Source organism: Acinetobacter rathckeae, assembly GCF_015627125.1.
In the GTDB taxonomy this organism is placed as follows: Bacteria; Pseudomonadota; Gammaproteobacteria; order Pseudomonadales; family Moraxellaceae; genus Acinetobacter; species Acinetobacter rathckeae.
Genome location: NZ_VTDO01000001.1, coordinates 469,795 through 493,834 on the forward strand (window position 1 = coordinate 469,795; position 24,040 = coordinate 493,834).

At 38.2% G+C, this 24,040-nt stretch carries 31 protein-coding genes and 1 tRNA gene; 24 read left to right on the forward strand and 8 right to left on the reverse strand.

The annotated features are described in order from the left end of the window. Positions 1-2 precede the first annotated feature (2 nt). From I2F31_RS02290 to I2F31_RS02315, 6 genes are read left to right on the forward strand one after another with little or no spacing between them, the layout of a single operon-like run. Positions 3-539, forward strand: a complete 537-nt coding sequence (locus tag I2F31_RS02290; RefSeq protein WP_195773373.1) for a phage neck terminator protein — start codon at positions 3-5, stop codon at positions 537-539. A gap of 9 nt (positions 540-548) precedes the next feature. Beyond that, the gene (locus I2F31_RS02295; protein WP_195773374.1) at positions 549-1,670 is read left to right on the forward strand and encodes a DUF3383 family protein; all 1,122 of its coding nucleotides are present in this window, start codon (positions 549-551) and stop codon (positions 1,668-1,670) included. Positions 1,671-1,680: 10 nt separating this feature from the next. Further along, a complete protein-coding gene (locus I2F31_RS02300) occupies positions 1,681-2,124 on the forward strand; it encodes a phage structural protein (protein ID WP_195773375.1) in 444 nt (147 codons plus the stop codon). A 6-nt stretch (positions 2,125-2,130) separates the two neighbouring features. After that, positions 2,131-2,634 (forward strand): phage tail assembly chaperone, encoded by a 504-nt coding sequence (locus I2F31_RS02305; protein ID WP_195773376.1) that lies wholly within the window; start codon positions 2,131-2,133, stop codon positions 2,632-2,634. Positions 2,635-2,681: 47 nt separating this feature from the next. Beyond that, complete coding sequence (locus I2F31_RS02310; RefSeq protein ID WP_407647857.1) at positions 2,682-2,828, forward strand: DUF6889 family protein; 147 nt, start codon at positions 2,682-2,684, stop codon at positions 2,826-2,828. A gap of 42 nt (positions 2,829-2,870) precedes the next feature. After that, the gene (locus I2F31_RS02315; protein WP_195773377.1) at positions 2,871-4,976 is read left to right on the forward strand and encodes a phage tail tape measure protein; all 2,106 of its coding nucleotides are present in this window, start codon (positions 2,871-2,873) and stop codon (positions 4,974-4,976) included. Here I2F31_RS02315 and I2F31_RS02320 read toward each other — a convergent pair. Further along, complete coding sequence (locus I2F31_RS02320; RefSeq protein ID WP_195773378.1) at positions 4,973-5,338, reverse strand: lysozyme inhibitor LprI family protein; 366 nt, start codon at positions 5,336-5,338, stop codon at positions 4,973-4,975. The two genes, I2F31_RS02315 and I2F31_RS02320, sit on opposite strands and share 4 nt — an antisense overlap. Next, positions 5,338-5,667, reverse strand: coding sequence for a hypothetical protein (locus tag I2F31_RS02325; protein ID WP_195773379.1), 330 nt, complete (start codon positions 5,665-5,667; stop codon positions 5,338-5,340). Before I2F31_RS02325 ends, I2F31_RS02320 begins: the two co-directional genes overlap by 1 nt. 694 nt (positions 5,668-6,361) lie before the next feature. Here I2F31_RS02325 and I2F31_RS02330 point away from each other — a divergent pair. The 13 genes from I2F31_RS02330 to I2F31_RS02390 all read left to right on the forward strand — a co-directional run bounded on the left by I2F31_RS02330 (position 6,362) and on the right by I2F31_RS02390 (position 15,465). Continuing rightward, positions 6,362-7,021 carry a phage baseplate protein gene (locus I2F31_RS02330; RefSeq protein WP_195773380.1) on the forward strand — a complete coding sequence of 220 codons (660 nt, stop codon included), beginning with the start codon at positions 6,362-6,364 and terminating at the stop codon, positions 7,019-7,021. 2 nt (positions 7,022-7,023) lie between these two features. Further along, positions 7,024-7,320 (forward strand): phage baseplate plug family protein, encoded by a 297-nt coding sequence (locus I2F31_RS02335; RefSeq protein WP_195773381.1) that lies wholly within the window; start codon positions 7,024-7,026, stop codon positions 7,318-7,320. Then, a complete protein-coding gene (locus tag I2F31_RS02340) occupies positions 7,320-8,282 on the forward strand; it encodes a baseplate hub protein (RefSeq protein WP_195773382.1) in 963 nt (320 codons plus the stop codon). Before I2F31_RS02335 ends, I2F31_RS02340 begins: the two co-directional genes overlap by 1 nt. Continuing rightward, a complete protein-coding gene (locus I2F31_RS02345) occupies positions 8,282-8,956 on the forward strand; it encodes a Gp138 family membrane-puncturing spike protein (RefSeq protein ID WP_195773383.1) in 675 nt (224 codons plus the stop codon). Before I2F31_RS02340 ends, I2F31_RS02345 begins: the two co-directional genes overlap by 1 nt. Positions 8,957-8,995: 39 nt before the next feature. Next, entirely contained in the window at positions 8,996-9,355 is a 360-nt protein-coding gene (locus I2F31_RS02350) for a hypothetical protein (protein WP_195773384.1), read from the forward strand. Then, positions 9,352-10,533 (forward strand): baseplate J/gp47 family protein, encoded by a 1,182-nt coding sequence (locus I2F31_RS02355; protein WP_195773385.1) that lies wholly within the window; start codon positions 9,352-9,354, stop codon positions 10,531-10,533. The genes I2F31_RS02350 and I2F31_RS02355 overlap by 4 nt, the downstream gene beginning before the upstream one ends. Then, on the forward strand, positions 10,534-11,124 hold the full coding sequence (locus tag I2F31_RS02360; RefSeq protein ID WP_195773386.1) for a DUF2612 domain-containing protein: 591 nt from the start codon (positions 10,534-10,536) through the stop codon (positions 11,122-11,124). Continuing rightward, positions 11,114-11,803, forward strand: a complete 690-nt coding sequence (locus I2F31_RS02365) for a hypothetical protein (RefSeq protein WP_195773387.1) — start codon at positions 11,114-11,116, stop codon at positions 11,801-11,803. The genes I2F31_RS02360 and I2F31_RS02365 overlap by 11 nt, the downstream gene beginning before the upstream one ends. 1 nt (position 11,804) lies before the next feature. Further along, the gene (locus I2F31_RS02370; protein WP_195773388.1) at positions 11,805-13,877 is read left to right on the forward strand and encodes a hypothetical protein; all 2,073 of its coding nucleotides are present in this window, start codon (positions 11,805-11,807) and stop codon (positions 13,875-13,877) included. A gap of 3 nt (positions 13,878-13,880) precedes the next feature. After that, complete coding sequence (locus I2F31_RS02375) at positions 13,881-14,090, forward strand: hypothetical protein (RefSeq protein WP_195773389.1); 210 nt, start codon at positions 13,881-13,883, stop codon at positions 14,088-14,090. Between the two features lie 82 nt (positions 14,091-14,172). Next, a complete protein-coding gene (locus tag I2F31_RS02380; protein WP_195773390.1) occupies positions 14,173-14,454 on the forward strand; it encodes a phage holin family protein in 282 nt (93 codons plus the stop codon). Continuing rightward, the gene (locus tag I2F31_RS02385; RefSeq protein WP_195773391.1) at positions 14,441-15,001 is read left to right on the forward strand and encodes a glycoside hydrolase family protein; all 561 of its coding nucleotides are present in this window, start codon (positions 14,441-14,443) and stop codon (positions 14,999-15,001) included. Before I2F31_RS02380 ends, I2F31_RS02385 begins: the two co-directional genes overlap by 14 nt. Continuing rightward, the gene (locus I2F31_RS02390; protein ID WP_195773392.1) at positions 14,998-15,465 is read left to right on the forward strand and encodes a hypothetical protein; all 468 of its coding nucleotides are present in this window, start codon (positions 14,998-15,000) and stop codon (positions 15,463-15,465) included. The genes I2F31_RS02385 and I2F31_RS02390 overlap by 4 nt, the downstream gene beginning before the upstream one ends. A 5-nt stretch (positions 15,466-15,470) precedes the next feature. Here I2F31_RS02390 and I2F31_RS02395 read toward each other — a convergent pair whose 3' ends face one another. The 3 genes from I2F31_RS02395 to I2F31_RS02405 form a co-directional block, all read right to left on the reverse strand. After that, on the reverse strand, positions 15,471-15,656 hold the full coding sequence (locus I2F31_RS02395) for a hypothetical protein (RefSeq protein ID WP_195773393.1): 186 nt from the start codon (positions 15,654-15,656) through the stop codon (positions 15,471-15,473). Next, positions 15,656-16,075 carry a hypothetical protein gene (locus I2F31_RS02400; protein ID WP_195770022.1) on the reverse strand — a complete coding sequence of 140 codons (420 nt, stop codon included), beginning with the start codon at positions 16,073-16,075 and terminating at the stop codon, positions 15,656-15,658. The genes I2F31_RS02395 and I2F31_RS02400 overlap by 1 nt, the downstream gene beginning before the upstream one ends. A gap of 235 nt (positions 16,076-16,310) precedes the next feature. Continuing rightward, the gene (locus I2F31_RS02405) at positions 16,311-17,525 is read right to left on the reverse strand and encodes a tyrosine-type recombinase/integrase (RefSeq protein ID WP_195773394.1); all 1,215 of its coding nucleotides are present in this window, start codon (positions 17,523-17,525) and stop codon (positions 16,311-16,313) included. 409 nt (positions 17,526-17,934) lie between these two features. On the opposite strand from I2F31_RS02405, the gene I2F31_RS02410 reads away from it, so the two are divergent. After that, the gene (locus tag I2F31_RS02410; RefSeq protein WP_195767981.1) at positions 17,935-18,312 is read left to right on the forward strand and encodes a hypothetical protein; all 378 of its coding nucleotides are present in this window, start codon (positions 17,935-17,937) and stop codon (positions 18,310-18,312) included. 78 nt (positions 18,313-18,390) lie between these two features. Here I2F31_RS02410 and I2F31_RS02415 read toward each other — a convergent pair whose 3' ends face one another. Continuing rightward, positions 18,391-19,134: a hypothetical protein gene (locus tag I2F31_RS02415; RefSeq protein WP_195767980.1), complete on the reverse strand. Its 744-nt coding sequence runs from the start codon at positions 19,132-19,134 to the stop codon at positions 18,391-18,393. Positions 19,135-19,447: 313 nt separating this feature from the next. Between I2F31_RS02415 and I2F31_RS02420 the strand changes: the two genes are divergently transcribed. The 4 genes from I2F31_RS02420 to I2F31_RS02435 all read left to right on the forward strand — a co-directional run bounded on the left by I2F31_RS02420 (position 19,448) and on the right by I2F31_RS02435 (position 22,003). After that, positions 19,448-19,524: transfer RNA gene (locus tag I2F31_RS02420), tRNA-Val, on the forward strand. Between the two features lie 376 nt (positions 19,525-19,900). Beyond that, positions 19,901-21,175 (forward strand): ABC1 kinase family protein, encoded by a 1,275-nt coding sequence (locus I2F31_RS02425; RefSeq protein WP_195768156.1) that lies wholly within the window; start codon positions 19,901-19,903, stop codon positions 21,173-21,175. Positions 21,176-21,207: 32 nt separating this feature from the next. Further along, positions 21,208-21,588: a dihydroneopterin aldolase gene (folB, locus tag I2F31_RS02430; RefSeq protein ID WP_195767969.1), complete on the forward strand. Its 381-nt coding sequence runs from the start codon at positions 21,208-21,210 to the stop codon at positions 21,586-21,588. Beyond that, entirely contained in the window at positions 21,560-22,003 is a 444-nt protein-coding gene (locus I2F31_RS02435) for a 2-amino-4-hydroxy-6-hydroxymethyldihydropteridine diphosphokinase (RefSeq protein ID WP_195767968.1), read from the forward strand. The genes folB and I2F31_RS02435 overlap by 29 nt, the downstream gene beginning before the upstream one ends. A gap of 41 nt (positions 22,004-22,044) precedes the next feature. On the opposite strand, the gene coq7 is transcribed toward I2F31_RS02435, so the two are convergent. Next, complete coding sequence (coq7, locus tag I2F31_RS02440; RefSeq protein WP_195767967.1) at positions 22,045-22,680, reverse strand: 2-polyprenyl-3-methyl-6-methoxy-1,4-benzoquinone monooxygenase; 636 nt, start codon at positions 22,678-22,680, stop codon at positions 22,045-22,047. A 3-nt stretch (positions 22,681-22,683) separates the two neighbouring features. Next, complete coding sequence (locus tag I2F31_RS02445; protein WP_323127553.1) at positions 22,684-24,003, reverse strand: MFS transporter; 1,320 nt, start codon at positions 24,001-24,003, stop codon at positions 22,684-22,686. Positions 24,004-24,040: the final 37 nt, after the last annotated feature.

A 24,040-nucleotide genomic window follows, 5' to 3' on the forward strand; every position in this document is an offset into this window, starting at 1 on the left:
CCATGGCAGATTCCGCTACAGGTGGCTACATTGTGCCGACGGGTGGGGTTGCTTACGATCAAGAGTTAAGAGATATATTCCAAGCTTTCATTCGTGCAGTCGTTGCAATGGATGGCACTTTGGTTCGCCCACGATGGCAACAAGTTCCACTACCTACACCCGACATCAATACAGATTGGTGTGCTTTTGGGGTGAAGGTCACAGAGCCAAATGACTCCCCATATTTTGAACAGCAAGATGATTCAGCCATATCTACTCGACATGAGTCTATTGAAGTGTTGATTTCATTTTATGGTCCATCATCTGAAAGCAATATCAACCTACTCAAAGACGGCTTAGCAATTCCGCAAAATATCGCTCAACTCAATCAGTTTCAAATCAAATTCGTTTCTGTCGATCAAATCATTGCTGTACCTGATCTTCTAAACCAGCAGTGGGTACAGCGTCATGACATGACCGCCATATTTAGACGAAAAACACAACGAAACATTCCGATGCTCACATTTAAGAGCTTTCAAATTAATTTAAAAAATAGCTAGGAGTCATCAATGACACTTCCTGTTTCTAATGTCGTCAATGTCAGCGTTTCTATTGCTGCTTTAGCGGCAGGGCCACGATCATTTGGCTCTCTACTTATTTTGGGTACAACATCAGGTGTGATTAGCACGACTGAACGTATTCGCTTGTATTCAGATATTGCATCAATTTCTTCTGACTTTGGTGTGGATTCCAATGAATACAAGGCTGCGGTTGTTTATTTCTCTCAGTCACCAAAGCCACGCACGTTGTATATCGGGCATTGGGATAAAACATCTGCAACACCTGAAAAGGTTACAGATGCCGTATCTGCTTGCTTAGACTCATTGAAGTGGTATGGCCTTGTTATTGCCGACGATCTTGCTGACAGCGATGTTTTATCGGTTGCGTCACTGATTGAAGCGGCAAGCCCAAGTCGTCTATATGGGCACACGACACAAGATGTAAATGTGCTTGATAAAACGAGTACAGACAACATTGGTGTTAAATTGGCGAAAGCAAAATACAAACGCACATTCTGGATTTACTCAAGTTCTTCTAAATATGCTGATGTCTCAGTATTTGGTCGTGCTTTTACTGTGAATTTTGAGGGTACAAACACCACCATTACGCTGAAGTTTAAGCAACTACCTGGTATTACTGCTGAAGACTTGAAAGTTTCTCAAGCTGCAAACATCACAGCCAATAATGGCAATGTGTATGCATCGTACAACAATGACACTGCAATACTACAAGAAGGCGCGATGTCTGATGGTTCATTCTTTGATGAAGTTCATGGTTTGGATTGGTATCAAAATGCATTAGAAACAGCCCTTTGGAATCTTTACTACACCACAACCACTAAGATCCCTCAGACCCCAGCAGGTATGAATCGCCAATGTGCAGTGCTTGAAAAAGTCGCTGAGCAAGGTGTGACTAATGGGTTGCTTGCAGGTGGTGTATGGAATGGCGATGAATTTGGAACACTGAAATCAGGTGACTATCTTACAAAAGGCTACTACGTATTTGCCAATAGCTTAGATGATCAGTTGCAATCTGAGCGTGAATCACGTAAAGCCCCAGTATTTCAAATGGCCTCAAAACTTGCAGGTGCAATACACTTTGCTGACGTGATTGTGTCAGTAAACCGATAGGAGAAAAACAATGTCAACCTGGTCTTTTATGGACACACATGCCACGCTAGTAAGTGATGATGGCTCAATTGACTTGGGGTATGGCGCTGCTATTGCAAAAGAAGGCATCACCGTTTCCATGTCGGAAAACAAAAACACAATGACAACAGGTGCAGATGGCGAGGGGATGCACTCTCTACACTGTAGCAAGTCTGGGACAATTACAGTACGCCTTTTAAAAACATCACCCACCAACGCCAAACTAATGAATCTGTATAACACACAGTCATCAAGTTCTAAAAAGTGGGGTAAAAATACGTTCACACTCAACAATGATGCTTCAGGCGATAACGTCACAGGTACTAAGCTTGCTTTTCAAAAAGCACCTGACTACAACGCAGCGGAAGATGGAGCAACAGTTGATTGGGTGTTTGATGCAATCAAAATTGATATGAAATTGGGTACATACGAGTAATTAAATATGGAAGTCTTAAATATTGGTGGCCATAAGTACACCATTAGCAAATTAAATGCTTTTGACCAGTTGCACGTTTCTCGAAAAATTGCACCACTTACACCACATATTATTCCTGTGATTTCAGAAGTAATGCATGGTGGTCTTGTTAAAGCCTTACAGAAAATTGATAGCGATATTGATGTGAGTCAGATCGATGTTAAAAACATTGATGACCTCATAAATAACGTGGATTTTAAGCTGCTAGATGGCCTATCCACGGCATTATCTCCATTAACAAAGGCCTATGCTGAATTGCCTCAAGAGGACGTGGATTACGTCATTTATAAGTGTCTTTCAGCGTGTAGTAGAAATGGGGCTAAGGTCTGTCGAAACAATGCAATTATGTTTGATGACTTGGAGCTAAGCCAAATGCTTGCTCTTGTTGTTGCGGTGATTCGTGACAGCATGGGAAATTTTATTCAAGGGCTGTTTACCAAGGCGAGAGCTTTGCAGGAGCAGTCCACGTAAATTATAAAAGCTTGCCTGACGGTGAAGATTGGTTATTAAGACCGGTCATGAAAGGCATGTGTAGGTTTGAGTCATTAAAAGATGGAACTATCGATTTACATGATATTTCATTAATGAATGATGCTTTAGATGTTGTTGCTGACAATGAATACCTTGTTGAAAAAGCAAGGGAGAGAGAAGCAGCAAACAAGTAGTTTGATGACCACCTTCGGGTGGTTTTTTTATGGGCAATAGATATGGCACAAGCAGCTACAATTAAAGACTTCCTCGTTGCACTTGGATTTAAGACTGACAATGCAGGTCTTGCCAAGATGCAGGGTGCTTTACAAGGTGTGGAGCTAAAAGCTAAATCTCTAAACATGGCGTTAAGTGCTTTAGCTGTAGGTGCTGTACTTGCGGTACGCCAAACAGCAAGTGAGTTAGATAAACTCTATTTTTCATCACAGCGTATTGGTGCGAGTGCTGACAATATTAATGCATACGGCAACGCTATCTCACAGATGGGCGGTAGTGCAGAACAGGCGATAGGCACACTTGAAAGCCTTGCTGAAAAAATGCGTAACTCCCCTGGTTACGAGGGAATGATTAACAGTCTGGGTGTAAAAACCAAAGACTCAAACGGTGCATTACGTGACCGTGTAGAAGTCATGAAAGACCTCAGCACCACACTTGCTAAAATGCCGTCATACCAAGCCAATGCCTATGCAAACTCTTTAGGGATAGATCAAAAAACACTTCTAGCCATGCGAGATGACAAGTTCATCGGAAACATGGAGAAGTACCAAAAGATTCAAAAAGAATTGGGTATGGATAACAGCCTAGTGAAGTCAGGAAATGACTTTATGACGCAGTACCGTGATCTATCTATGATTACCAAGACAGGCTTTCAAGTCATTGTCATGCAGGTTGGCAAAGCACTCATTCCAATCATGAAAGGATTAAATCAACTAATCCTTATGGGTGTGCATGCCTTTAGTCAGATGAACCCTAAGATCAAAGAGGTGTTGGTGGCTGGTGGCCGTTTTGCATTACTTGCCACAATATTTAGCAGTGTAGCGAGAGCATTTGGTCTGATTTTTAGATTGGTTGCTCCATTGAAAATGTTTATTCGCTTACTTGGGCTGTTGAGAGTTGCTTTTCTTGCCACGCCACTTGGGATTATTGCTGCATTGGGTGCGGCTATCCTTGCCTTATATGATGATTACAAAACATGGAAAGATGGTGGGAAGTCTTTTATTGACTGGTCTCAATGGTCAAAAGAAATTGATTGGGTGACTCAAAAAATTAAGGACTTTATTGACTTAATTTCCAACGTTGCAGGCAAGACTATTGAGTTTGTGCAGAAATTAATTAACGACCCTGAGGGTACAATTAAGGATCTTGTAAAAGATGGTGCTAAAAAATTAACAGAGCTTGCAAAAGAAGCACCTAAAGTTATTAAGGACGTTGCTCACACGGTTGCTGAGGTTGCCCCAGTAGTTGCCAAGAAAACAGCAGAAATTACCACAGGAATCGCACATGCTGCGGTAGACGGAGTGAAGGGGGCTGTGGGGGGGAGTCAATTTAGTTTTGGTCACGATGTTGATGGGTATATCAAGGAGGCATCTGAAAAGTATTCGTTAGATGAAAAAGTACTTCGTGGCTTTGTTAAAATGGAGGATGGTTGGACTGGAAAAATGTCACCTACTGGTGCAATTGGTACAGGTCAATTCATTAAAAGTACTTGGGACGGTCTGGCAAAAACTAAGGATGGAAAAGCAATTGGAATGACAACCATTGGCGATAGATTTAGGACAGCTAGCGATCCAAGGTATGACAAGCGAGTAAACACTTTAGCTACAGCTTTATTGGCAAAAAATAATGCGGATATTCTGCGAAAAAATGGACTTCCTGTAACGGGTGAGAATTTATACTTATTGCATAATATCGGTGCTGGTATTATTCCTGCATTAAAGGGCTCAAATAATGTGAGCCAAGGAACATTAAAGGCAATTAGTGTAAATACACCAGTAAAAGGGCAAACTCCTGTTGAATTTGTTAGGTATCAGCAAGAGAGGTTTAACAAGCAGTATAACTTTGCAAACAAGGGGGCAGATAGTGCAAATATTGGTGGTGTTCCACAGATTAGAAATATTGCCCCACCATCGGGCAACCCAAATAAATCACAGGTTAATAACTCAGCTAATAGCTCACAGTCAAATGTCACGATTCACCAGTCATTCAAAACTGATATGACAATTAATGGAGCTAAGAACCCTCAAGAATCTGCTAATGCCGTGAAGCGACAGCAAGAGAACTCATTAGTTATCGCTAGACGGAATGCCCAGGGAATTATGGCTTAGTTTGTATCAATGTCATTCTGAAGCTGTTTAGCTCGATCATTGTTTAATTGTATGATGCAATTAGCATTATTATTTATTTCACTGTGAAAGCTACTATATACACTACAGTAATCATCTCGATACTTAATCCATGAACGCTGAGAACCATCAAGTCGAGCTAAGATGCCCTTATCATAGCTAATCTGATCTTTTCCAAGCGTTTTGAGTTTCTTAAATCTAACTTCCACTTCATCAAGCGAAGACTTTTCATAGCAAATAGCAATATCGGCGGGTTCTTTGTATTTAGATTCACAGTCCTGTTGCTCAGCAAAAGCACCAAAGCTCAAAGTTGCCAACAGAGAGGCTGTAAGTAGTTTTTTCATTAGTTTTTATGCCTAATTGTTGTTGATATGTGTAGAGTTTCGCTTGGATCAGAGCTATTTGCAATGCTTTGTTGTTTCTGTTGTTCAACTCGTTTGTAATCTTCAGCAGTTGGTGTGTATACATGAGCTGATTGCTCAGCTTCTGAGGAAAACTGCTGATCTGCGATGACAGGGGGATTTTGAGGTACAGTGTCTGGCGACAATGGTGCTAAAGGTTGTGATGCAATATTTGCTTGATTGGTTTCTGCTGGCTCGGATTCTTCTTGTTTTGTGTTTTGAGTTGTCTTTTCACTAAACAAAAAGTGATATGCACCGTATATTGCTAACATGAAAATAACTGTGCTGAGTATGGTCTTTAGGCAGCCACCATTTTTTCTGGGCATTACTTCAGCTATAACAAACTCGCTGCCACACTTTTTACAGTCGTAACCATTTTGCCAATCAGATAGAAGTGATGGGTCTATAGGTCGTGGGTATTTGTTGGGCTGAGCGGGCATTCTTTTTACTTGAATGCTTCCACAATATGGGCAATTTACTTTGGGTCTATAGGTTTGCATTTTATTGCTCTTTCTTAATATATTTAAGGTGCTACAAGATGTTAACAGGAAAGTGACTAATCAATATAGTAAAGCATATTTTGTCAAGGGTAAGGCTGTGCTGAAAATGCTATATAAATGTATAAGCAATAAGTTACAAAATAAGTAATCAAAATTAATTAAGCCACCTTCGGGTGGTTTTTTTATCTCTCCAAAAAAGTAAAACCCCTGATGCGACCAACATCAGGGGTTTTTTGTATCCACCTTAATAATAAGGGAAACAATAAATACCTATGTATAAAAGTATAGCAGTAATTCTACATAAAGTAGAGGTGATTATGGAAAAACATGGATTTTGGAAAGTAACAGGAGTTTGCTTATTTGCAATTCTCCTATGGCAAGCACCAAATATTATTAATGCAATTGCTAAATTAATAGAAGTTGTGAAGTAAAAATTAGCATCTGAATGGTGTTTTATAGGTGAAATATGGGAATAGAGTCTTTACTAAGTTCAGCTTACAGCACTGCTTCAAGCTCACCTTATACAGAAAAAGCAGCATCTTTACTACTTGCAGGTAAAGGCAGAACAATCATGGGATTGTTTGCGGATGTAACGATTGAAGAAAAACACAAAGATGAAATGCAGATTACCGAACACCCAGTTGAAACGGGTTCTCCAATTTCTGACCATGCTTATAAAATCCCGCCTGAACTTTCAATTAAGGTGGGCTGGTCAGAAAGTGCAGGTCGCTTAAATGGTTTAGTGGGCGACTCATTGTTATCGGGCGACATTGGTCTTGTGGCGGTATATGAAATTTTACAGACACTACAAGATAAGGCAGTGCGACTAATCGTATCTACGGGCAAACGCCTATACACCAACATGCTGATTAAATCGCTCGAATGTACAACAGACCCTGAGACTGAAAATGTTTTGATGATTGATATCACATTTAAAAAAGTGAATATCGTTAAAACCACTGAAACCACCGTGCTTCTAGAGCAACAAGCAGAACCTGAAAAAACAGCCCAAGTTCAGGATAATGGTACGGTTCAAAAGCAAGAAACAAGCGAGTCCTGGTTGTCACAAATGATGGGCGGGGCTAAAGGTGGCGCATATACTCTACTCAATCCATTTGGGAATTAATTATGGCTTACTTTAATATCCCATTGACTGGTAATAATCAAAAAATAAATGTGGCTTTGGGTGGTACAACTTACAAGCTTCGCCTAATATTTAGATCACAAAAGTGGTTTTTAGACGTGCTAGATACAGCAGAAAACCCAGTAATTTTAGCTATTCCTATGGTCATGGGTGATGACCTGCTTGTTCAGCATCAACATGTTCTGCAAGGCTCTTTATATGTAGTTAATATGAATGATGATGAGGCTCAAAATTTTAGTGATTTGGGAGATAAAATCACTTTGTATTGGAGTGACAGCTAATGGAGCAATGGATTAGACAATGCAAACTTACTGTTCAAATCAATAAAGACCAACCGCAAGCACTTGATCTATCGGATTTTAGAATCGTATTCCACGTTGCACAACCAACAACTGAACAACCAAAATCTGCTGAGATATATATTTACAACATATCTCATAAAACAATGAATATGCTTGCAGGTGAGAATAGTCAAAATAAGGATACTCAAGTTATTCTTGAAGTTGGCTATAAATCAGGGCCACTAGAAATCCTTTTCAAAGGAACATCCTTCCAATTTAGAAAAGGTCGGGATAATCAGGTAGATACTTGGTTATGTATCTTAGCCCAAAGTGCTGATACCGTAAAAAGTTTTGCTATTGTAAATAATTCGCTTCCGGCAGGAACATCGGTAAGTGATATGCAGGATTTTATTGTTAAAGAATATAGCAGTAATGGAATTGATACAGGTGAAGTACCCACATTAACTGGGCAAAGATATCCAAGAGGTCGAGTGTTTTTTGGCTCTTTGGACCGCCATACCAGTCAGTTTTGTAGAGATAATAATATTAGCTTCTCACTTGATGACGACATATTTAATGCTGTTCCATTTGGTGGGTATAGCATGCTTCCAATGCAGATACTAAATAAAGACACCGGCATGATTGGAATGCCTCAGCTGACAAGTGAGGGATTGAGAGTAACATCGCTAATTAACCCCAAATTCAAGCGTAACGGGCGAGTACAGATCGACTTATCTAATCTTCAAACTGAAAGTTACGATATTCAGTATGGGAAACAGGGTGTTGATCAGCCATTTAAAAATCAAAACTCAGCAACAAACCCTCAGGGCACATTCATTATTGTATCTGTGGAGCACTATGGTGATATACGTGGTGATGAATGGTATAGCACACTCATTTGTGTTGGTGTTGATGCTGTAGTACCTAAATCAGGGTTGTTAATATCAGGAGTAAATGGCTGATGGCTCTTAGCTACGAAGAACACGCCCCAACACAGCTCAATATTATTAAAGAATCAATTCGTGATGAAATATCACACCTTTGGACATGCCTACCTTGTGAAGTCATGTCATATAACGCCAGTAATGTCACGGTCGACGTTCAACCATTAATTAAGATTCCTGTTAGACAGCAAGATGGCAGTATTCAAACTGTTAATTTACCATTGCTACTCGATGTACCCGTGATGTTCACTTGTGCGGGTGGTTTTACCATTACACACCCAATTAGAGAGGGTGATGAGTGCTTGGTGAATTTTGGCGATAGAAACATTGATTTGTGGTGGCAATCAGGTGGTATACAAGATCCGTTTGACATGAGAAAGCATGACCTATCAGATGGTTTTGCATTCTTCAGGCCACAATCTCAGCTCAATAAAATATCCAATATATCGACAGATAGTTTAGAAATTAGAACTGATGATGGTAGTTGCAAGATACAGATGACTCCTAGTGGTGAGATTAATTTCTTTGGTCAAAAAGCAACATTTAACTGCCCTGTAGAGATGACTCAAACCTTGACTGTAACAGGCATTATTAAATCACTTGCTGATGTGCTTGCAAAAACAATAAGTCTGTTTAGTCATAAGCATGGCGGGGTTCAGAATGGCGGATCAACCAGTAGCGGTCCACAATAATTTTAATCCAAATAGAGGGGCGCGAAAGCGTCTTTTTTTATGCGCTATAGAAAGCAAGATCAAGACGGGGACCACGTATTTGGTTCTAGTGCAAACGACTTCTATGTTGATTCTGCTGAAGCAATTGCACAATCAGTTAAGACACGACTTAACTTTTGGATTGGTGAGTGGTTTGCAGATACCTCGGATGGTACTGGGTGGAATCAAAGTATACTTGGAAAGAAGTCAGGGAGCCTATACGAACTAACACTTAGACAGCGAGTTTTGGAGACTCAAGGCGTTTTGAGTATTGAAGACTTTGAAAGCCAGATTGATCCACAAATAAGAAAGCTCACTGTCACTATGATGATAAACACAATTTATGGCACATATTCATTGGATGAGGAAATTAACAGATGACGTTAACAACGATAGCTCCTCAAGTCACAGATTCAGGTGTATCTGCACCCACTTACTTTGAAGCCTTAGATTATCTAAAAGACCAGTACAAAGCGATTTACGGTAGCGATGCTTATCTAGAGAATGATAGTCAAGATGGTCAGTGGCTTGGTGTAATTGCTCGTGTAGTTTCGGATTGTGGTGCCGCATGTGTAGATGTCTATTCAACATTTTCACCAAAAACCGCCACAGGTGATGCACTCTCAAGAAATGTCGCGATTAACGGCATTAAACGTGCATTACCCACATATTCAACTGTTGATCTGACTATTACGGGCACAGTGGGTACAGTGATTACTAATGGATATGCAATTGATAAAAATAACAACCAATGGACACTACCAGCAACAGTAACCATTCCACCTAGTGGTTCAATTGTAGTAACTGCAACAGCATCTCAAGCAGGTGCAATATTGGCTATGGCTGGTTCAGTAACAACAATCGGGAAGCCAACAAGAGGGTGGCAGGGCGTAATAAATGTTGCATCATCCACGCTTGGAACAGCAGTAGAGCAAGATGCCCACTTAAAGCAGCGACAAGCCCTATCTGTTGCAATCCCATCTCAGTCTAAAACAGATAGTATCAAGGGGGCGTTATTTAGTCTTGCAGGCGTGTCACGTTGTAAAACCTATGAGAATGATACAAAGCAGACTAATAGTCTTGGCTTACCCCCAAATACGCTCTGTGTTGTGATTTCAGGTGGTGATGCAAATGAAATAGCCCAAACTATGCGTTCTAAAAAGTCACTAGGTTGTGGTTGGTATGGCAATACCAGTGTTTCTGTAAATGATAATTTTGGCGAGGCAGTTGTTGTGCAGTTTTATCGACCAAATATCAGAAGTATTGGTTTTGCTATAAGTGCTCAAAGCACTGTGGACTACACAAGTGATATTGGAGATTCAATCAAACAAGCAATAGCCAATTATGTGAATCAGCTAGATATTGGTGACAAAATTGCCTTGAATAAAATCTATGTTCCTGCAGGCCTGTATGGTGGCTTGGATTCAATGACCTACGATATCGAGTCAATCGCTATTACGGCTGATGGACAACAGGTTTCTGGTGACTTCTTACTGGGTTTTAATGAAGTAGCATATTGTGAAACAAAGAACATAGATATCAGTATTGCGGGGGGGTAAATGGACTCATCAAGTTTCTTATCTCTCATTACAAGCCAACATAGATCACAACCAAAATTTAATGCGGCAGTTAGGGTCTCTATTGAACCTATTATTGATGTCATTAACTGTTTGCAATCCATGAACGGGCATTTTGACCTAGCAACTGCAACAGGCGATCAACTACAAATTATTGCAGATTGGGTTGGCGCACCAAATGCGATACCCAATGCAATTCCTATCCCATTTTTTGGCTTCGATGATCAAGATGGGTCACTACCTTTTGGTGAGTTAGATGATTCCACTGTTGGTGGTTATTGGCGTGAATCTGGGATGAATGACTCTACAGCCAAAGCAATGGATACGGATCTATTTCGCAAAGTGATTTATGCCAAAATTTTTCTTAATCAATCAGATTGCTCCGAACAATCAGCAATCGATATCTTGTCGTTAATTTTAACTAAAAAATTCAAATTTGTAGACAACTTGGATATGTCAATCACATTTACTTTTCTTGACACCTATGAGGTGTGGGAGAGAGAACTAGTGCGAATGATGTTCCCATTGCCTTCGGGCGTAAAACTAAGATTCGAGGGTGAAAATGAGTATTGATAAACTGCCTGGCTTTGCTTCAGATAGCACAGCATCAAAAGGCACTGATAACCTAACATTATCACAAGGGTTTCCATCCCGCATACGTCCAGCAAGACAATGGTTCAATTACTTATTCAATGTCACTTTCTCAAAGATAAATGAAATTATTGATAAGAAGTTAGATGCAGATGCAAATGCTGTGTCAGCGACAAAGCTACAAAATCAGAGAAATATAACTCTTTCTGGGGTTGCTTCAGGTTCAGCGAGTTTTGATGGCACAGGTGATGCAGATATTCAACTATCAGCTAATACCGATCCATTAAGGGTTGTGACAGGAAGTGATTACACTATCACCTATGATGATGCACGACGCATTGCAATTATTGAAATGCCGCTATGGACTAATGATAGTGTTATTAACCAAACAGCAGCAGATAACAATCGATCAGATAGTCGGGTTGGCTCTTTCACATTACCCATTACACTAAAGAAGCGAATGTCTGCATCGATTCAAATTAGTGAAGAGGGAACGGTAACTGCTTACAACCTAGAGGCAGCGGAGTGGTTGGTTAATGTGATGTATGACGGTTATCGAAGTACAAATGCACAAACACAGCTATGTGCTCGTTTTCAGCGATGGACCGGCAACACCGATGAGGCAGTAACAGCAAAAGCTATAATTGTGGGGATTTTTTAACATGGCTACGAATTGGAATACTATTTTAAGTAATACAAAAAATCTCAATGATGTATTAGCAATTTTGCGAAAAATATTAGGTCAGACTGATAAATTTTCAGAGTTGGATATTGACGGGATTCTTGGAAATATTGATGCTCAAGTAAAGGTAGCAACTGATAATTTTGACTCAAAACAAGTTGATGCCTTAAATACATTAAAAGAAACTTTGGAGGTAGCAAAGGCAGCAGGGGCTGGTGCAAATGGATGGTTAACAGATATTGTTGCAACTAACATCACAGATGCAGCCACCCAAGAATTATTCAACCAAAAAGGTGTGACTACAGTTGAAAGTGTTGCAGATCTAGCGGGTTTAGCAGTATGGGAAGGGCGTACAGTTAATGTTACATCATACAATAAGCCTGACTATTCATCACCAGTACTGCCAATCACTGAGGGTGGAGGGTCATTTAGATATGTTGGTGCTCTAAAGGGTAATAACGATGGCGGTATTTGTATTAATGGGTGGGTACGCCAAAAAGCCACATATAACTACCTAACACCTGAGATGTTCGGTGCAAAAGGTATTGGTGAGTCATTCGATGATTATACGCCTATCCAAAATATGTTAAATGCGGGTGCTGCTGGATGTACGTTTGAATTCGATGGGTCTAAAACTTACTACAATGCATTTGCTAATGATGGTACGTATATTGAACCACTAAAAAGAAATGTATGGACTAGAAGTTCGACAGCAACATTCAAATTTAATAATTGTAAAATCACTCGTGCAAAGCCGATTGGTGATGAAAATGACACAAGCAACACAAAGTATACGGACCAAGATACAGCCTTGCTACGTTTAAAGAATGCTGAGTATTACCTATATGATATGCACTTAGATGCAAATGCAACGCTAGGCACATTTGTAAATACAGATGGTAGTGAGATAGCCACAACAAAAAATCTCTACTACGTTGCAAATACAGGTACTTATGGGCTTCATTTACAATCATGCACTAAAGTCCGTATGTATAACGTGACCTCAAACAAAGCTTACTTCAATATGTTCATTGATGGCTGCAAAGATGTTAAGGGGTGGGGTGTTACTCTAATAGGTGCGATTCAGTCACCTATAAAAAACTCAGCCCCAAACGATTTGAATTTTGGTGCAGGTGCAAAAGTTTGGTTTAGCGATGGTGTTGAATTACATGGCATCTACGGTACACGCAATGCAAATGCCACGATAGAATGTGAGAAATTTAATAAAAACTGTGTTTTCTCAGGTCGTTCAGAATATGACTACAGTAACAGCTTAGTCATTCAAGCGAGTAAAAATATTGGGTTGGACTGGCGTTACGATAATGTTGTTGGTGGTACAGGCGTGTATATCAATGATGCCGGTACAGGTGCAGCAGATGACTATTGCTCAGGTATCACAGGGAAAATCAGGGGTGATACTGTTGCTTGGTGTGGTGTCTTACTTGAAATGAAATCAGCATGTGTTGTTGATTTTACAGATATTAACTTAGATATATATACCTCAAGATCAAGCTACTGCGGTTTATCTGTAAGCAACGCATCAAATAATGCAATCATTGATTCTGCAAAGATCAATCATATCTCCTATAAAGACACAGGTACATTATTCAGTCGAGTGTTTAACGGTCGTATGACTGGCCGTGTCACAGGGTCATCGAGTGGTTGTACTTATGGGCTGTTTGTTCGTGGTACCAATACAGCAAAAACCTGTATGACGTTCGCACTAGACTTACGCTCATGCACAGTGCCTTACGTTGTTGATTCCACTGCATTTGCTGAATTTGATAACTTAATCACAAGTAGTACAGCATACAGATTGACTACTGTAATTAATCAATCATTTGGTGTGGCTCAAGCCGGTATGAGCTTTAACAATTATGGCACGGTACAGTTCAACCATTTTGCATCAAAAACAATTCCTGCTTACAACGTACTTCCGAACATGACACAAGCGAATGGATCTGAAGTTGGTCGCATGTATATTGATCCAGCCACCAGAACGGCAAGTGGAAATGGTTATGTCTACACTATGAAAATGTACATGGGGAGTTAAAATATGATTATTAATTTACTAACAGAAGATAGTGTAAATAAAATCACAACAGATGAAAAAGGCTACGCAATGTTAGTCACAACTGAAGATGGTGAGCAATACTACACACGTTTTTTAGCAACAGAAAATCATGCTGATATTCGTATTCTTGTTGATGTTGCGAGTGCAAAAGTTATTGATGAGACTAACTCAACAGATATGCTTTTTGAATAATCACCCAACAAACACATACCAACCCTAGTGCCTAATAGCACTAGGGTTTTTTAATGCCAAAAATTCAATAAAAGAGGGCGACATGACAGATCAACTTGTAGAGACAGCAAGTGCAGTATTTACAAATAAGACAACACAAGTTGGGGGGATTACAACAACAGGTGCAGGCGTGATATCAGCACTAGCAAAGATAGACTTTGTTGCACAGCTTTTTTTATGCATTGCACTGTGTAGTTTACTGATTACAGCATTTAGCTTTTTGATGAATTGGTACTACAAGCTTCGAGATAACCAGCGGGCACAGCAAGTACATGATTTAAAAATGCAGTTAATGCGTGAGGGCAAATGGCATGGACAAGAATAAATTCTTTATTATTGGCTCGCTTGTAACAGCATTAACAGGCATACCAGCAGGCTACTACATTGCTGATGTCAGTCAAGCAGGCATACAGGCTACAGCAAAACAAGAGGGCTATCGAGCCAAACCCTATCGTGATTCAGGTGGGGTGATTACCCAAGGCAATGGCTCAACATTAAAACCCGATGGTACAAAAATCAAAATGACTGACAAGCCGATTTCAGAAAAAGAAGCTTTGCATTATTTACATGCACACATGAGCCGACACAAACAGGCGTTCAATGTATCACTCAAAAACGTGGCTTTGTCACAAGCAGAATATGATCTGTATGCCGATTTCGTCTATCAGTACGGCATTAACGCTTGGACGCAATCACAGATGCTGAAACACTTAAAAAAGGGGAAGTACGTGCAAGCGTGTCGCTCTCTTGAGAATTGGCGATTTAGTAGAGTAAATGGAGTGAAAGTGGATTGTCGCCTCAACTCAAAATGTCGCGGTGTTTGGAATCGGCAAGAGTGGCGCATCAATCGATGTATGGGAGTGAACACATGATCTATTTAGCAGTTGTTTTAAAGTTTTGGCGAGAGTGCATTATTGCATTACTCGCTTTTTTATTCATTGTCTGTCTGTTTTTACTCAATCAAAAAGACATCGAGATACAACAGCAGCAACTTGATCATGCAAGTTATGTGCAAAAGCTGACTGAAGCCAATGTACAAGCACAAGCCAATGCTCGAAAGATTGAACAAGACTATGCAAAAAAAGCACTCACAGCGGAGAGGAATTATAGTGAAAAAATTAAACAAATCTCACATGATGCTCGTATTGCTGAGTCTCATGCTAACAGCTTGTCAAAGCAACTTGCCATTGCAAACAAACGTCTGTCCACAGCTACCAGAGAAGCCAGTGACCAATACACCAAAACGCTCTCAAACGTATTCGATCAGTGCGTCACAGAATATACAAAAATGGCAGAAAGAGCTGACGGACACGAAGCTGATGCGGGGAGGAGGTAATTAAGTTATAGCTTTTCTTTGGCAAGGTAGGCGATAGTTTCATCAATGGATTTAAGATTCTTATGTGTTTTTAATCTCTCTAGAGAGGCGATAACATCTTTATGTAGCCAAACCTCCTTAGCCAAAAAACCTTTTTCCCTCAATTCCCTTCTTTGTTTAGCTTTTCTCTCTGACGTTGTCATTCCTGCCATTAATAATTCTCCTCAATTTCAATTTCTACAGCTTCACTATCTTTTGTGCCAATGTACTCTACTGTGCCATTAACAACTAAAATGCCATCATTTTCTTCTATTGCATCAAATCCTAATTCGATTGCAATTAATGCACGTAGCTTTTGGTTCTCAAAATAAGAATTGTCATCTTGAGCTTCTTCTTCGCAGTCAGCTAGAAATTTAGGGTGTTTAATCAAAAAATCTGTATTAGTTTCTAAGTAAGCCTCAATATCAGATAACTCACAAATAGAGTCAAAAGTAACACGGTAGCAATGATCGCCATAATCACTTGATTGCATGTGTGAAGCATTTAAAGTTACGAAAATCCCTGCGTAATCACCATGTCCTTTGATGATTTCTTTTAATTCTTGTGTGCATGTATTGTGATAGCCGATCATTGCGTGGTTCTCCTGTCTATGTACACATATTAATCGTGACTAGTCACAATGTCAAGAGGGCTTGTAGATATATGGAGATTATTTTTAACTAAAATACGATTTAGTTGACAAAACCTCATATCAGCAATAAATCTTGGTTGACAAATGTGTGATTTAGCAATAATTGTCAAAACAGCACTAAAAAATTGTGTATGACGTATGTTTTTCCATGTTTTACTGCATAAAAATTTAGTAACTATTTCCACCCATCAACCATATCAGCCCAAACCTGCATCATTTCTCTTCTACCATCTAGCCATTTAGCATGATCGTATGATGCACGTGTACGATCTCCTTTAACATGAGCCAACTGCAATTCAATCCAATCGCTATTAAAATTAGCTTCATGTAATTGAGTTGATGCCGTAGCCCTAAAGTCATGCATAGTGACGTGCGGTAATCCCATGCTTTTAATCGTATTATTTAAAGTGGTTTTACCAATCATTGAGTAACGATCTGCACCAGGGAAGATATAAGAACTTTCAGGGTAAAGTGCAAATTGCTCTTTTAGAATCATCATCATTTGATCTGACAGGGGAATAACATGAGTTCTATTCTTTTTCATATTTCGATGACCTGCATCTAAATCTGCTTTAGATACAAGTGGAATAGTCCAAGTTCTATTCTCAAAGTCAATAAACTCTTTTTTAGATCTTCTAATCTCGATAGTTCTCAACATCGTATATATTGTAGACTTTAATGCATTTTTAACACTTTGCGAACTTTTTGAATTAGGTATAGCGCTTAAAAGTTTTGCTATATCTTCTTTATCGACTGGTTGAGCATGTTGAACATCTGGTCTACTCAAATACCCACGAAGTGCATAGGTTGGATCTGTCTCAATTCGACTGGTCATAATTGCATATTGCATGACTTCACACATAATTTGACGGATCAAATTACCCTTAGTTGCTCCAGTACCACGGCCTGATTTTTGAATACGTTGAATTGCATTATCTAAAACAGTTCTAATATGAAGGGATGTAATAGTTTTAACAGGTAGTTTTGCAAGAACAGGGTAGATATCTTTAGGCAGATAACGATTTCTTAATGATAGCCATTCTGCAGATTTAACTGACTTCTTGAATTCTAGATATTCTTCAGCAACAAACTGAAAGGTCTCTTGTTTAGTTTGTATGGCCAATACTTTTTCATTCTTTTTATATTCTGAAGGATCTATTCCTTTTTCTAGTTGTTCACGATATTCTAGTGTTTTAGCCCTAGCATAAGCTAAGCTAATTTCTGGATACTTTCCAATTGTCACCATTTTTGCAGTATTTAAGTGACGATAGCGATAACGCCAAATCTTACTACCAGTTGTGCGTATTTCAAGACAGAGTCCTGAGTGGTCAGCAACTCGATACATTTTGTCAGTAGGCTTTAGGCGTTTGATTTTTAAATCATTTAGCATGATGTGTGAGTAAGGATTATTTTAGTTTAGATTACTCACAATCTTACTCACAAAATTCTCTTATGTCACATTATAAAAGATTAGATGTAATTAGAATAATGTCATATAAGATAAAAAATGGCTTTGCTCAGATTATAGAAGATTAGTTAAGATTATTATAGTGTTCAGAATGATGTAAGCCACTCGGTTTCTATTTAAATCATTGAATTAAAATACTTAATTTAATGATTGTTGAATAGTTATTCACAAATGTTTTTGTAGTAAAAAAAAGGTCGCTAACTAGCGGCCTTTTCTGTTTCTGTGCTTCCAGTGATGCAACTGGTAACGTAGCTGTTTAACCAATCATTTTTAGATTTTTGAATTTTTATATGTTAAATTAATTTATATTTTAATAATACTTAGAAAGAATATGGATAAAATATTACATTTAATTAAGGGGTTAGTTGTAAGTTTTATTGGTCTTGTCATTGTTGGGGCAGTAGCACTTAAATTATTTTGTACTTACTTAGCTAATTACAATGAACCATTAGGTTTTACTTTAGGAATTATCTTTGGAATTCTTGGATTAATTATTATTGGTTACATGAATGCATCTCGTGATAATTCTGAAGGGCTATATCACTACGCGTTTTATGTTCATCTCATTCTTGTGGTTGTCTTAGCCTTAACTGACCTAATATTTAAGCAGAGTCCAATCTATATTATAGTAAGAGAAGCTATATATTTTCTGTGTTTGCAAGGTGGAGCATATATTTATAATAAAAATATCTTATGCCACCACCTTTAATAAAGACCAAGTAGTTTTTTAATATTAAATATTTTATGGGGGTATGATTATATTTGGCTTACGATTATGTAAATAAAGCTAAGATAAAATAAAATGCTTTAATCTCGTCCAGAAAAGTAGTCTATATTTCTTTCTTAGCATCTTAAAGTATTTGGGTAACTCGTGGGTAGTAAATAATGTATTGTTAAAGGACACTAGGCTAAAACAATCACTCAAAACACGATTTTTTTGGCTTAATGACAGCCAATGTTCATAGTAATACCGGTCAGTTGATTCAATGGGAGTTTCAACTTTTTTAATATATTCTGCTTTTGCCCACCAAAAGTTAAACCAGATCCAACCACCCCAATCTGACTTGAGTGGGTCAATTGATGGAAATAATCCTACTTTATTAATCTGAGCATTGTTTTCTAAGATTGATACCGTGTTTTTCCAATGATGAAATAGAAAATAAGTGAGAATTTTCTCATCACGATTGCGAGAGTTTTTATAATAACTCATGCCTTTAGTATGAAGGTAAATTACATATTGAAAGTTTTCTGAGGTTTTTACGGTATGCCAAAGATGGTTAATTGCCCAATACTCAAACTTATTTTCAAAATATATTTGAATATGGCTAATTGGGAGTGAAAGGGTTGAGAAAAAAGCATTTAAATTCTCTACATTATTTGGATTACTAATAATAATGTGGAGTTCGGCGTTTTTAAGTATGCCACTTTTTTGAATGTCTTGAAGTTGTTGTTTAACAAGTTGCTTCCAATTTACGTTTGGATTTATATAAACACCATAAACAATAAGAATATTTTTATTATTTTTCGTCAAGTATCGGCCATCCTTCTATTATACAGTACATTTAATTGTATAATGAATGAAGTAAAAAAATCGAGTACTGATGAAATTTATATCTGTTTTTTTCATATCTTGAGCATATGCAGTATAGAAACTTAAATTGATGATTTCCAATATACTCAAATAAAGCCTTAAATTTAATTGGTCGTTAGATTTAAGCTATTTGTTGTCATACTTTTAGCATTGTAAGAAGTAATTTTTCGACTTAATATTAATCAATTGATTGTTCTGGCAAGAAATTAGACTTGTATTTATTTTTAACTCTAGATATTATGCGATTCATTATAGGCGTATAGCTCAGTTGGTTAGAGCGCTACGTTGACATCGTAGAGGTCTCCAGTTCAAATCTGGATATGCCTACCAAATTCCAAAAAAGGTTTTATAGGTTTTTCAAAGACTTATAAAGCCTTTTTTATTTATTGTTTTTTGATTTTATTCTAGAGCTTTTTAAAAGACTTTATCTACTTTTAACTGATATGTTGCCTGTTTCTAAGACAAAATAGCAATACGATAATGCACTCATATTTTATTGACTGAATCTCATACAATGCTAGTTTTCTTGCTACTTAATAGGTGCAAAAACAAATGACTGCAATCATGGGCTATTTTGTATGGTTCATAGTGCATTTTGAGTCTTAAAGCATAATCTGCTGTTTGCGTAATAAATTTTTATCAAATACGCTGTAAGACATAAATTTTTGCTACACTCAAAACATAATGGTTTTAGCATTTCTTAATGATGAAAAAAGATATATTTTTTAATGGTGTGCGTTCAATTGTTCGTGTGAGTGAAACAGCACTTATCGCAGCACGAGCAGGCGTCAAATATGGTTTAAAAAAGCCAACACCTGCAAAAATTATCAGAGAAACATTTGAAGACCTTGGTGCAACTTACATCAAACTAGGTCAGTTTATTGCGAGTACACCTTCATTATTTCCTCGAGAGTTTGTTGAAGAGTTTCAAGGTTGCTTAGATCAGACACCTAAACTCCCATTTAGTTATATTCAAGATGTATTAAAACAAGAATTTCCTAACACTCCAATCGAAGATATTTTTTCATATATTGAAGAAGTACCATTAGCATCAGCATCAATTGCACAAGTACATGCTGCGCGTTTGGTGACAGGTGAAGATGTCGTCATTAAAGTACAAAGACCCCATGTTGAAAATACGCTATATACCGACTTAAACGTATTACATTGGTCTGCAAAACTATTAGAAAAATTTGTACCTAAAGTTAAGTTTGCTTCAATTGCAGACATTGTCGAAGAAATTAAGACTCGTATGGTCAGAGAAGTCGACTTTATTGAAGAAGCCAATAATCTCAATGATTTTATTGCATATTTGCAAGACAGTCATATTCAAGATGTAATTGCGCCAAAAGTCTATTTACAACACTCGACACGCAGAGTGCTTACTATGCAAAGGTTGTATGGTGTATCACTGACTGACTTTAATATGGTGAAAAAATACAGTAAAGACCCATCACAAGTTTTAATTACTACCATGAATACATGGTTTGGTAGCTTAACAGCATGTAAGAGTTTTCATGCAGATTTGCATGCGGGTAATGTCATGTTGCTTGAAGATGGAAGAATTGCTTTTATCGACTTTGGTATTGTTGGACAACTTCCAGCCAAGGTGTGGTCTGCGTCGCTTGCATTTATGGATGCATTGCAACATACCAATTATATGGCAATGGCCGAAAATATGTTGCAGATGGGAATGACTAAGCAAAAAATTGATACTCACTTGCTTGCACAAGACATTGAACGCTTATTTACAGGTGTTATGCTTGCAGACCCGCAAGAAATTTTATCGACCAGCCCATCAGATTTAAACCATATGATGTTAGATATTGTGGCTGTCGGTGAGCGGCATGGTATTCGTTTCCCAAGAGATTTTGCACTACTGTTTAAACAAATTCTTTATTTTGATCGCTTTATGAAAACACTTGCACCTTATACAGATATCTATGCCGACCAACGCCTAAATATGCTAGGTCAGTCATAGTTTTGTGTGAACACTTAAAGTAGAGAGTATTTGTGGATATTATTTTAATAGAAGACCTACATATAAAAACAGTGATTGGCTGTTTTGCGTGGGAACGAGAAATTGAACAACCATTATCATTAGATTTGATGGTAAGTTATGATTTGTCGGCTGCGAGTCAATCAGATCAATTAGAAGATACCATTAGCTATGCAGAAATTTGTGATTTAAGCCGAGAGGTTATTCAACAAGCACAGCCGAAACTGATAGAGCATGCGGCTTATTTAGTGATGAAAAAGCTTTTTGAGCATTTTGAAGGCATAGAGAAAATAGAAATTACAATTCGTAAACCTGCAATTATTCCCGAAGCCCAAGCAGTTGGAATTCGTCTTGAGCGACAACGCCATGATTTTTGCACTCGCACTGGCCAGTAATTTAAATGCATCTAAGCATTTAAATTGGGCATTACAGCAACTTGAACATCAGGGTAAGCTAATTGCAGTGTCTTGTGCTTATGAAATGCCATGTAGAGATGGGGTCGGGGCAGATTATTTAAATGCAGCTTGTCTGTTTGAGTCAGCAGAGCTAGACTTTGCCACAATACATGTGTTTATCAAGAACCTAGAGTCTATGACAGGACGCATTCGCCCATCGCATCAGATTACTCTTGATATAGATGTGATTGCTTGGCAAGACCAACACACACAATCTTGGCAATTGAATGCTAAGAAAATGCCTTTCGCACTAGATGTGAAAGTACCATTATATGATGTTTTGCCCATACAGACATTTCATGTCAGCCCTATACCGCATTACAAACAGTTAAAGTACAATTCTGGTTATGCATAGCGCTATTTAGCGTATCAAGTCGATACGCTAAATCATTTATTTTAAATATAATAACTGGTTTTAGTCATTAGTTTTGAAATAGCACCCATGGTGATTTGTACAGACTTAGGTAGGTCTACACCACCTGCATCAAGTGCAGTATCACGGTGCTTTAATTCATCTTCATTCATTTGCACTAAGATTTTACGAGAGCGTTCATCTTGTTCTGGTAATTGTTCAATGTGGTCTACTAAATGTAAACTGACTTGGCGTTCTGTTTCTGCAACAAAGCCTAGACTGTATTTGTCACCTGCTGCACCTGCAATTGCACCCATTGCAAAAGAAAGCCCATACCAAATTGGGTTAAGTAGACTTGGTAAACTGTCGAGCTCTTTTAAACGGTCTTCGCACCATGCTAAATGGTCTTGCTCTTCAATGGCTGCATGTTCCATTTCACGGCGTACATTTGGTAGTTTCGCGGTCAGTGCTTGCCCATGATAAAGTGCCTGTGCACAAACTTCACCACTATGGTTAACTCGCATAAGCCCTGCAACATGACGTGCTTCACTAATAGAGAGTGCAGACTCAGAGTCTTCGGCAGGATTGGTGCGATGAGCAGCAGTTGCCCCAGGGACTAAACTACGCAGGGCTTGATCTAGTGATTGAATACAACGGTCAATGGTTGAATAATGACGCATAAATTAATCCTCTACAGTCGTAGATTTTTGAGTAAGTAATGGCTGTATTTTTCGAATGAGCCAAAAACAAAAGCATGCACTAAAAATAGCAGTAATACAAAATAAAATCGTCATGTCTATTTTGAATACACTCAAAATGACAATTGAAAATAATGCTGAAGCCACCATGAAAATGGCATTAAAAATATTATTTGCAGCAACAACACGAGCACGGTGTGAACGAGGTGAGTACGCTTGCATCAGTGCATATAGTGGCACAATATAAAAACCACCGCTGACCCCCAATAGAATAATTGCTAACATAACATGGTAATACATTTGACCCTGTGTAAATACATCAGCAAAGCCCAGTACAGTTGAAGATTTTGGTACAAAGTGCAGGGCAGTAGAGAGATAAAAAGCAAAAAGAGTTAGACCAATGGCTCCAATAGGAACCATTTTAAAATTAACCTCAGAGCCTGCAATTTTTTTACATAATAAAGAGCCAACGCCAATACCTACGGAAAAGAGTGTGAGTAATAGGCTCACAACATTTTCAGAGGCATTTAAATATTGATGAGTAAGTTCAGGGATTTGTGTCAAATACGATGAACCATAAAACCAATACCAAGAATTACCCAATAAAATGAGGTAAATGATTGGAATACTTTTGGCATAACGAATGGTTTGTAAACTGGTACGTAATACATGCCAGTCTATTTGAATATTGGCGTCATTAACAGGTTGTGTTGCAATAAATCGACTGGCTAAATAGCCTAAGCAAGCAATAGTCAGGACTTCAATACAGACCCAAATTAATTGCCCATGAGACAGTGAAATGATGGTGCCGCCTAAAATCATCCCCAATAAAATGGCTAAAGATGTTCCTGTTTGAAAGAGTGCATTACCTGCCATAAGTTCATTGGGTTTTAATATTTCAGGTAAAATTGCATATTTGATGGGGCCGAAAAAGGTGGAATGTACGCCCATTAAAAATAGGGCAAATAATAAGAGGCTAATGTGCCCTAGTAAAAAACCACATGAGCCAATCAACATAATAATGATTTCAAGGATTTTAATTGAGCGAATGAGTTTGGCACGTTCAAACTTATCTGCAATTTGCCCTGCGGTGGCAGAAAAAATGAAATAAGGCAAAATAAACAATAATGCGGCGAGGTTGTTTAAGAAACTAATGTTGTTACCGCTGTGCTGTATAAGCCCATAAGTGATGACCAACAATAATGACTGTTTGTAGACATTATCATTGAGTGCCCCAAAAAATTGGGTTAAAAACATGGGTAAAAATCGTTTTGAAGTAATTAAAGATTGTTTTTCTTGCATAATTATGGCTGCTCAAAAAAATCACATAATGATTGATAAC

Bases quoted from the DNA above. Each gene is read 5' to 3' on its own strand.
- I2F31_RS02315 (WP_195773377.1), top strand. From the start codon at position 2,871: ATGGCACAAGCAGCTACAATTAAAGACTTCCTCGTTGCACTTGGATTT.
- I2F31_RS02395 (WP_195773393.1), bottom strand. From the start codon at position 15,656: ATGGCAGGAATGACAACGTCAGAGAGAAAAGCTAAACAAAGAAGGGAA.
- I2F31_RS02385 (WP_195773391.1), top strand. From the start codon at position 14,441: ATGGACAAGAATAAATTCTTTATTATTGGCTCGCTTGTAACAGCATTA.
- I2F31_RS02380 (WP_195773390.1), top strand. From the start codon at position 14,173: ATGACAGATCAACTTGTAGAGACAGCAAGTGCAGTATTTACAAATAAG.
- I2F31_RS02300 (WP_195773375.1), top strand. From the start codon at position 1,681: ATGTCAACCTGGTCTTTTATGGACACACATGCCACGCTAGTAAGTGAT.
- I2F31_RS02425 (WP_195768156.1), top strand. From the start codon at position 19,901: ATGAAAAAAGATATATTTTTTAATGGTGTGCGTTCAATTGTTCGTGTG.
- I2F31_RS02375 (WP_195773389.1), top strand. From the start codon at position 13,881: ATGATTATTAATTTACTAACAGAAGATAGTGTAAATAAAATCACAACA.
- I2F31_RS02295 (WP_195773374.1), top strand. From the start codon at position 549: ATGACACTTCCTGTTTCTAATGTCGTCAATGTCAGCGTTTCTATTGCT.
- coq7 (WP_195767967.1), bottom strand. From the start codon at position 22,680: ATGCGTCATTATTCAACCATTGACCGTTGTATTCAATCACTAGATCAA.
- I2F31_RS02335 (WP_195773381.1), top strand. From the start codon at position 7,024: ATGGCTTACTTTAATATCCCATTGACTGGTAATAATCAAAAAATAAAT.
- I2F31_RS02305 (WP_195773376.1), top strand. From the start codon at position 2,131: ATGGAAGTCTTAAATATTGGTGGCCATAAGTACACCATTAGCAAATTA.
- I2F31_RS02340 (WP_195773382.1), top strand. From the start codon at position 7,320: ATGGAGCAATGGATTAGACAATGCAAACTTACTGTTCAAATCAATAAA.
- I2F31_RS02400 (WP_195770022.1), bottom strand. From the start codon at position 16,075: ATGATCGGCTATCACAATACATGCACACAAGAATTAAAAGAAATCATC.
- I2F31_RS02290 (WP_195773373.1), top strand. From the start codon at position 3: ATGGCAGATTCCGCTACAGGTGGCTACATTGTGCCGACGGGTGGGGTT.
- I2F31_RS02345 (WP_195773383.1), top strand. From the start codon at position 8,282: ATGGCTCTTAGCTACGAAGAACACGCCCCAACACAGCTCAATATTATT.
- I2F31_RS02320 (WP_195773378.1), bottom strand. From the start codon at position 5,338: ATGAAAAAACTACTTACAGCCTCTCTGTTGGCAACTTTGAGCTTTGGT.
- I2F31_RS02370 (WP_195773388.1), top strand. From the start codon at position 11,805: ATGGCTACGAATTGGAATACTATTTTAAGTAATACAAAAAATCTCAAT.
- I2F31_RS02405 (WP_195773394.1), bottom strand. From the start codon at position 17,525: ATGCTAAATGATTTAAAAATCAAACGCCTAAAGCCTACTGACAAAATG.
- I2F31_RS02390 (WP_195773392.1), top strand. From the start codon at position 14,998: ATGATCTATTTAGCAGTTGTTTTAAAGTTTTGGCGAGAGTGCATTATT.
- I2F31_RS02365 (WP_195773387.1), top strand. From the start codon at position 11,114: ATGAGTATTGATAAACTGCCTGGCTTTGCTTCAGATAGCACAGCATCA.
- I2F31_RS02330 (WP_195773380.1), top strand. From the start codon at position 6,362: ATGGGAATAGAGTCTTTACTAAGTTCAGCTTACAGCACTGCTTCAAGC.
- I2F31_RS02350 (WP_195773384.1), top strand. From the start codon at position 8,996: ATGCGCTATAGAAAGCAAGATCAAGACGGGGACCACGTATTTGGTTCT.
- I2F31_RS02325 (WP_195773379.1), bottom strand. From the start codon at position 5,667: ATGTTAGCAATATACGGTGCATATCACTTTTTGTTTAGTGAAAAGACA.
- I2F31_RS02355 (WP_195773385.1), top strand. From the start codon at position 9,352: ATGACGTTAACAACGATAGCTCCTCAAGTCACAGATTCAGGTGTATCT.
- I2F31_RS02360 (WP_195773386.1), top strand. From the start codon at position 10,534: ATGGACTCATCAAGTTTCTTATCTCTCATTACAAGCCAACATAGATCA.
- I2F31_RS02310 (WP_407647857.1), top strand. From the start codon at position 2,682: ATGAAAGGCATGTGTAGGTTTGAGTCATTAAAAGATGGAACTATCGAT.
- I2F31_RS02435 (WP_195767968.1), top strand. From the start codon at position 21,560: ATGATTTTTGCACTCGCACTGGCCAGTAATTTAAATGCATCTAAGCAT.
- I2F31_RS02410 (WP_195767981.1), top strand. From the start codon at position 17,935: ATGGATAAAATATTACATTTAATTAAGGGGTTAGTTGTAAGTTTTATT.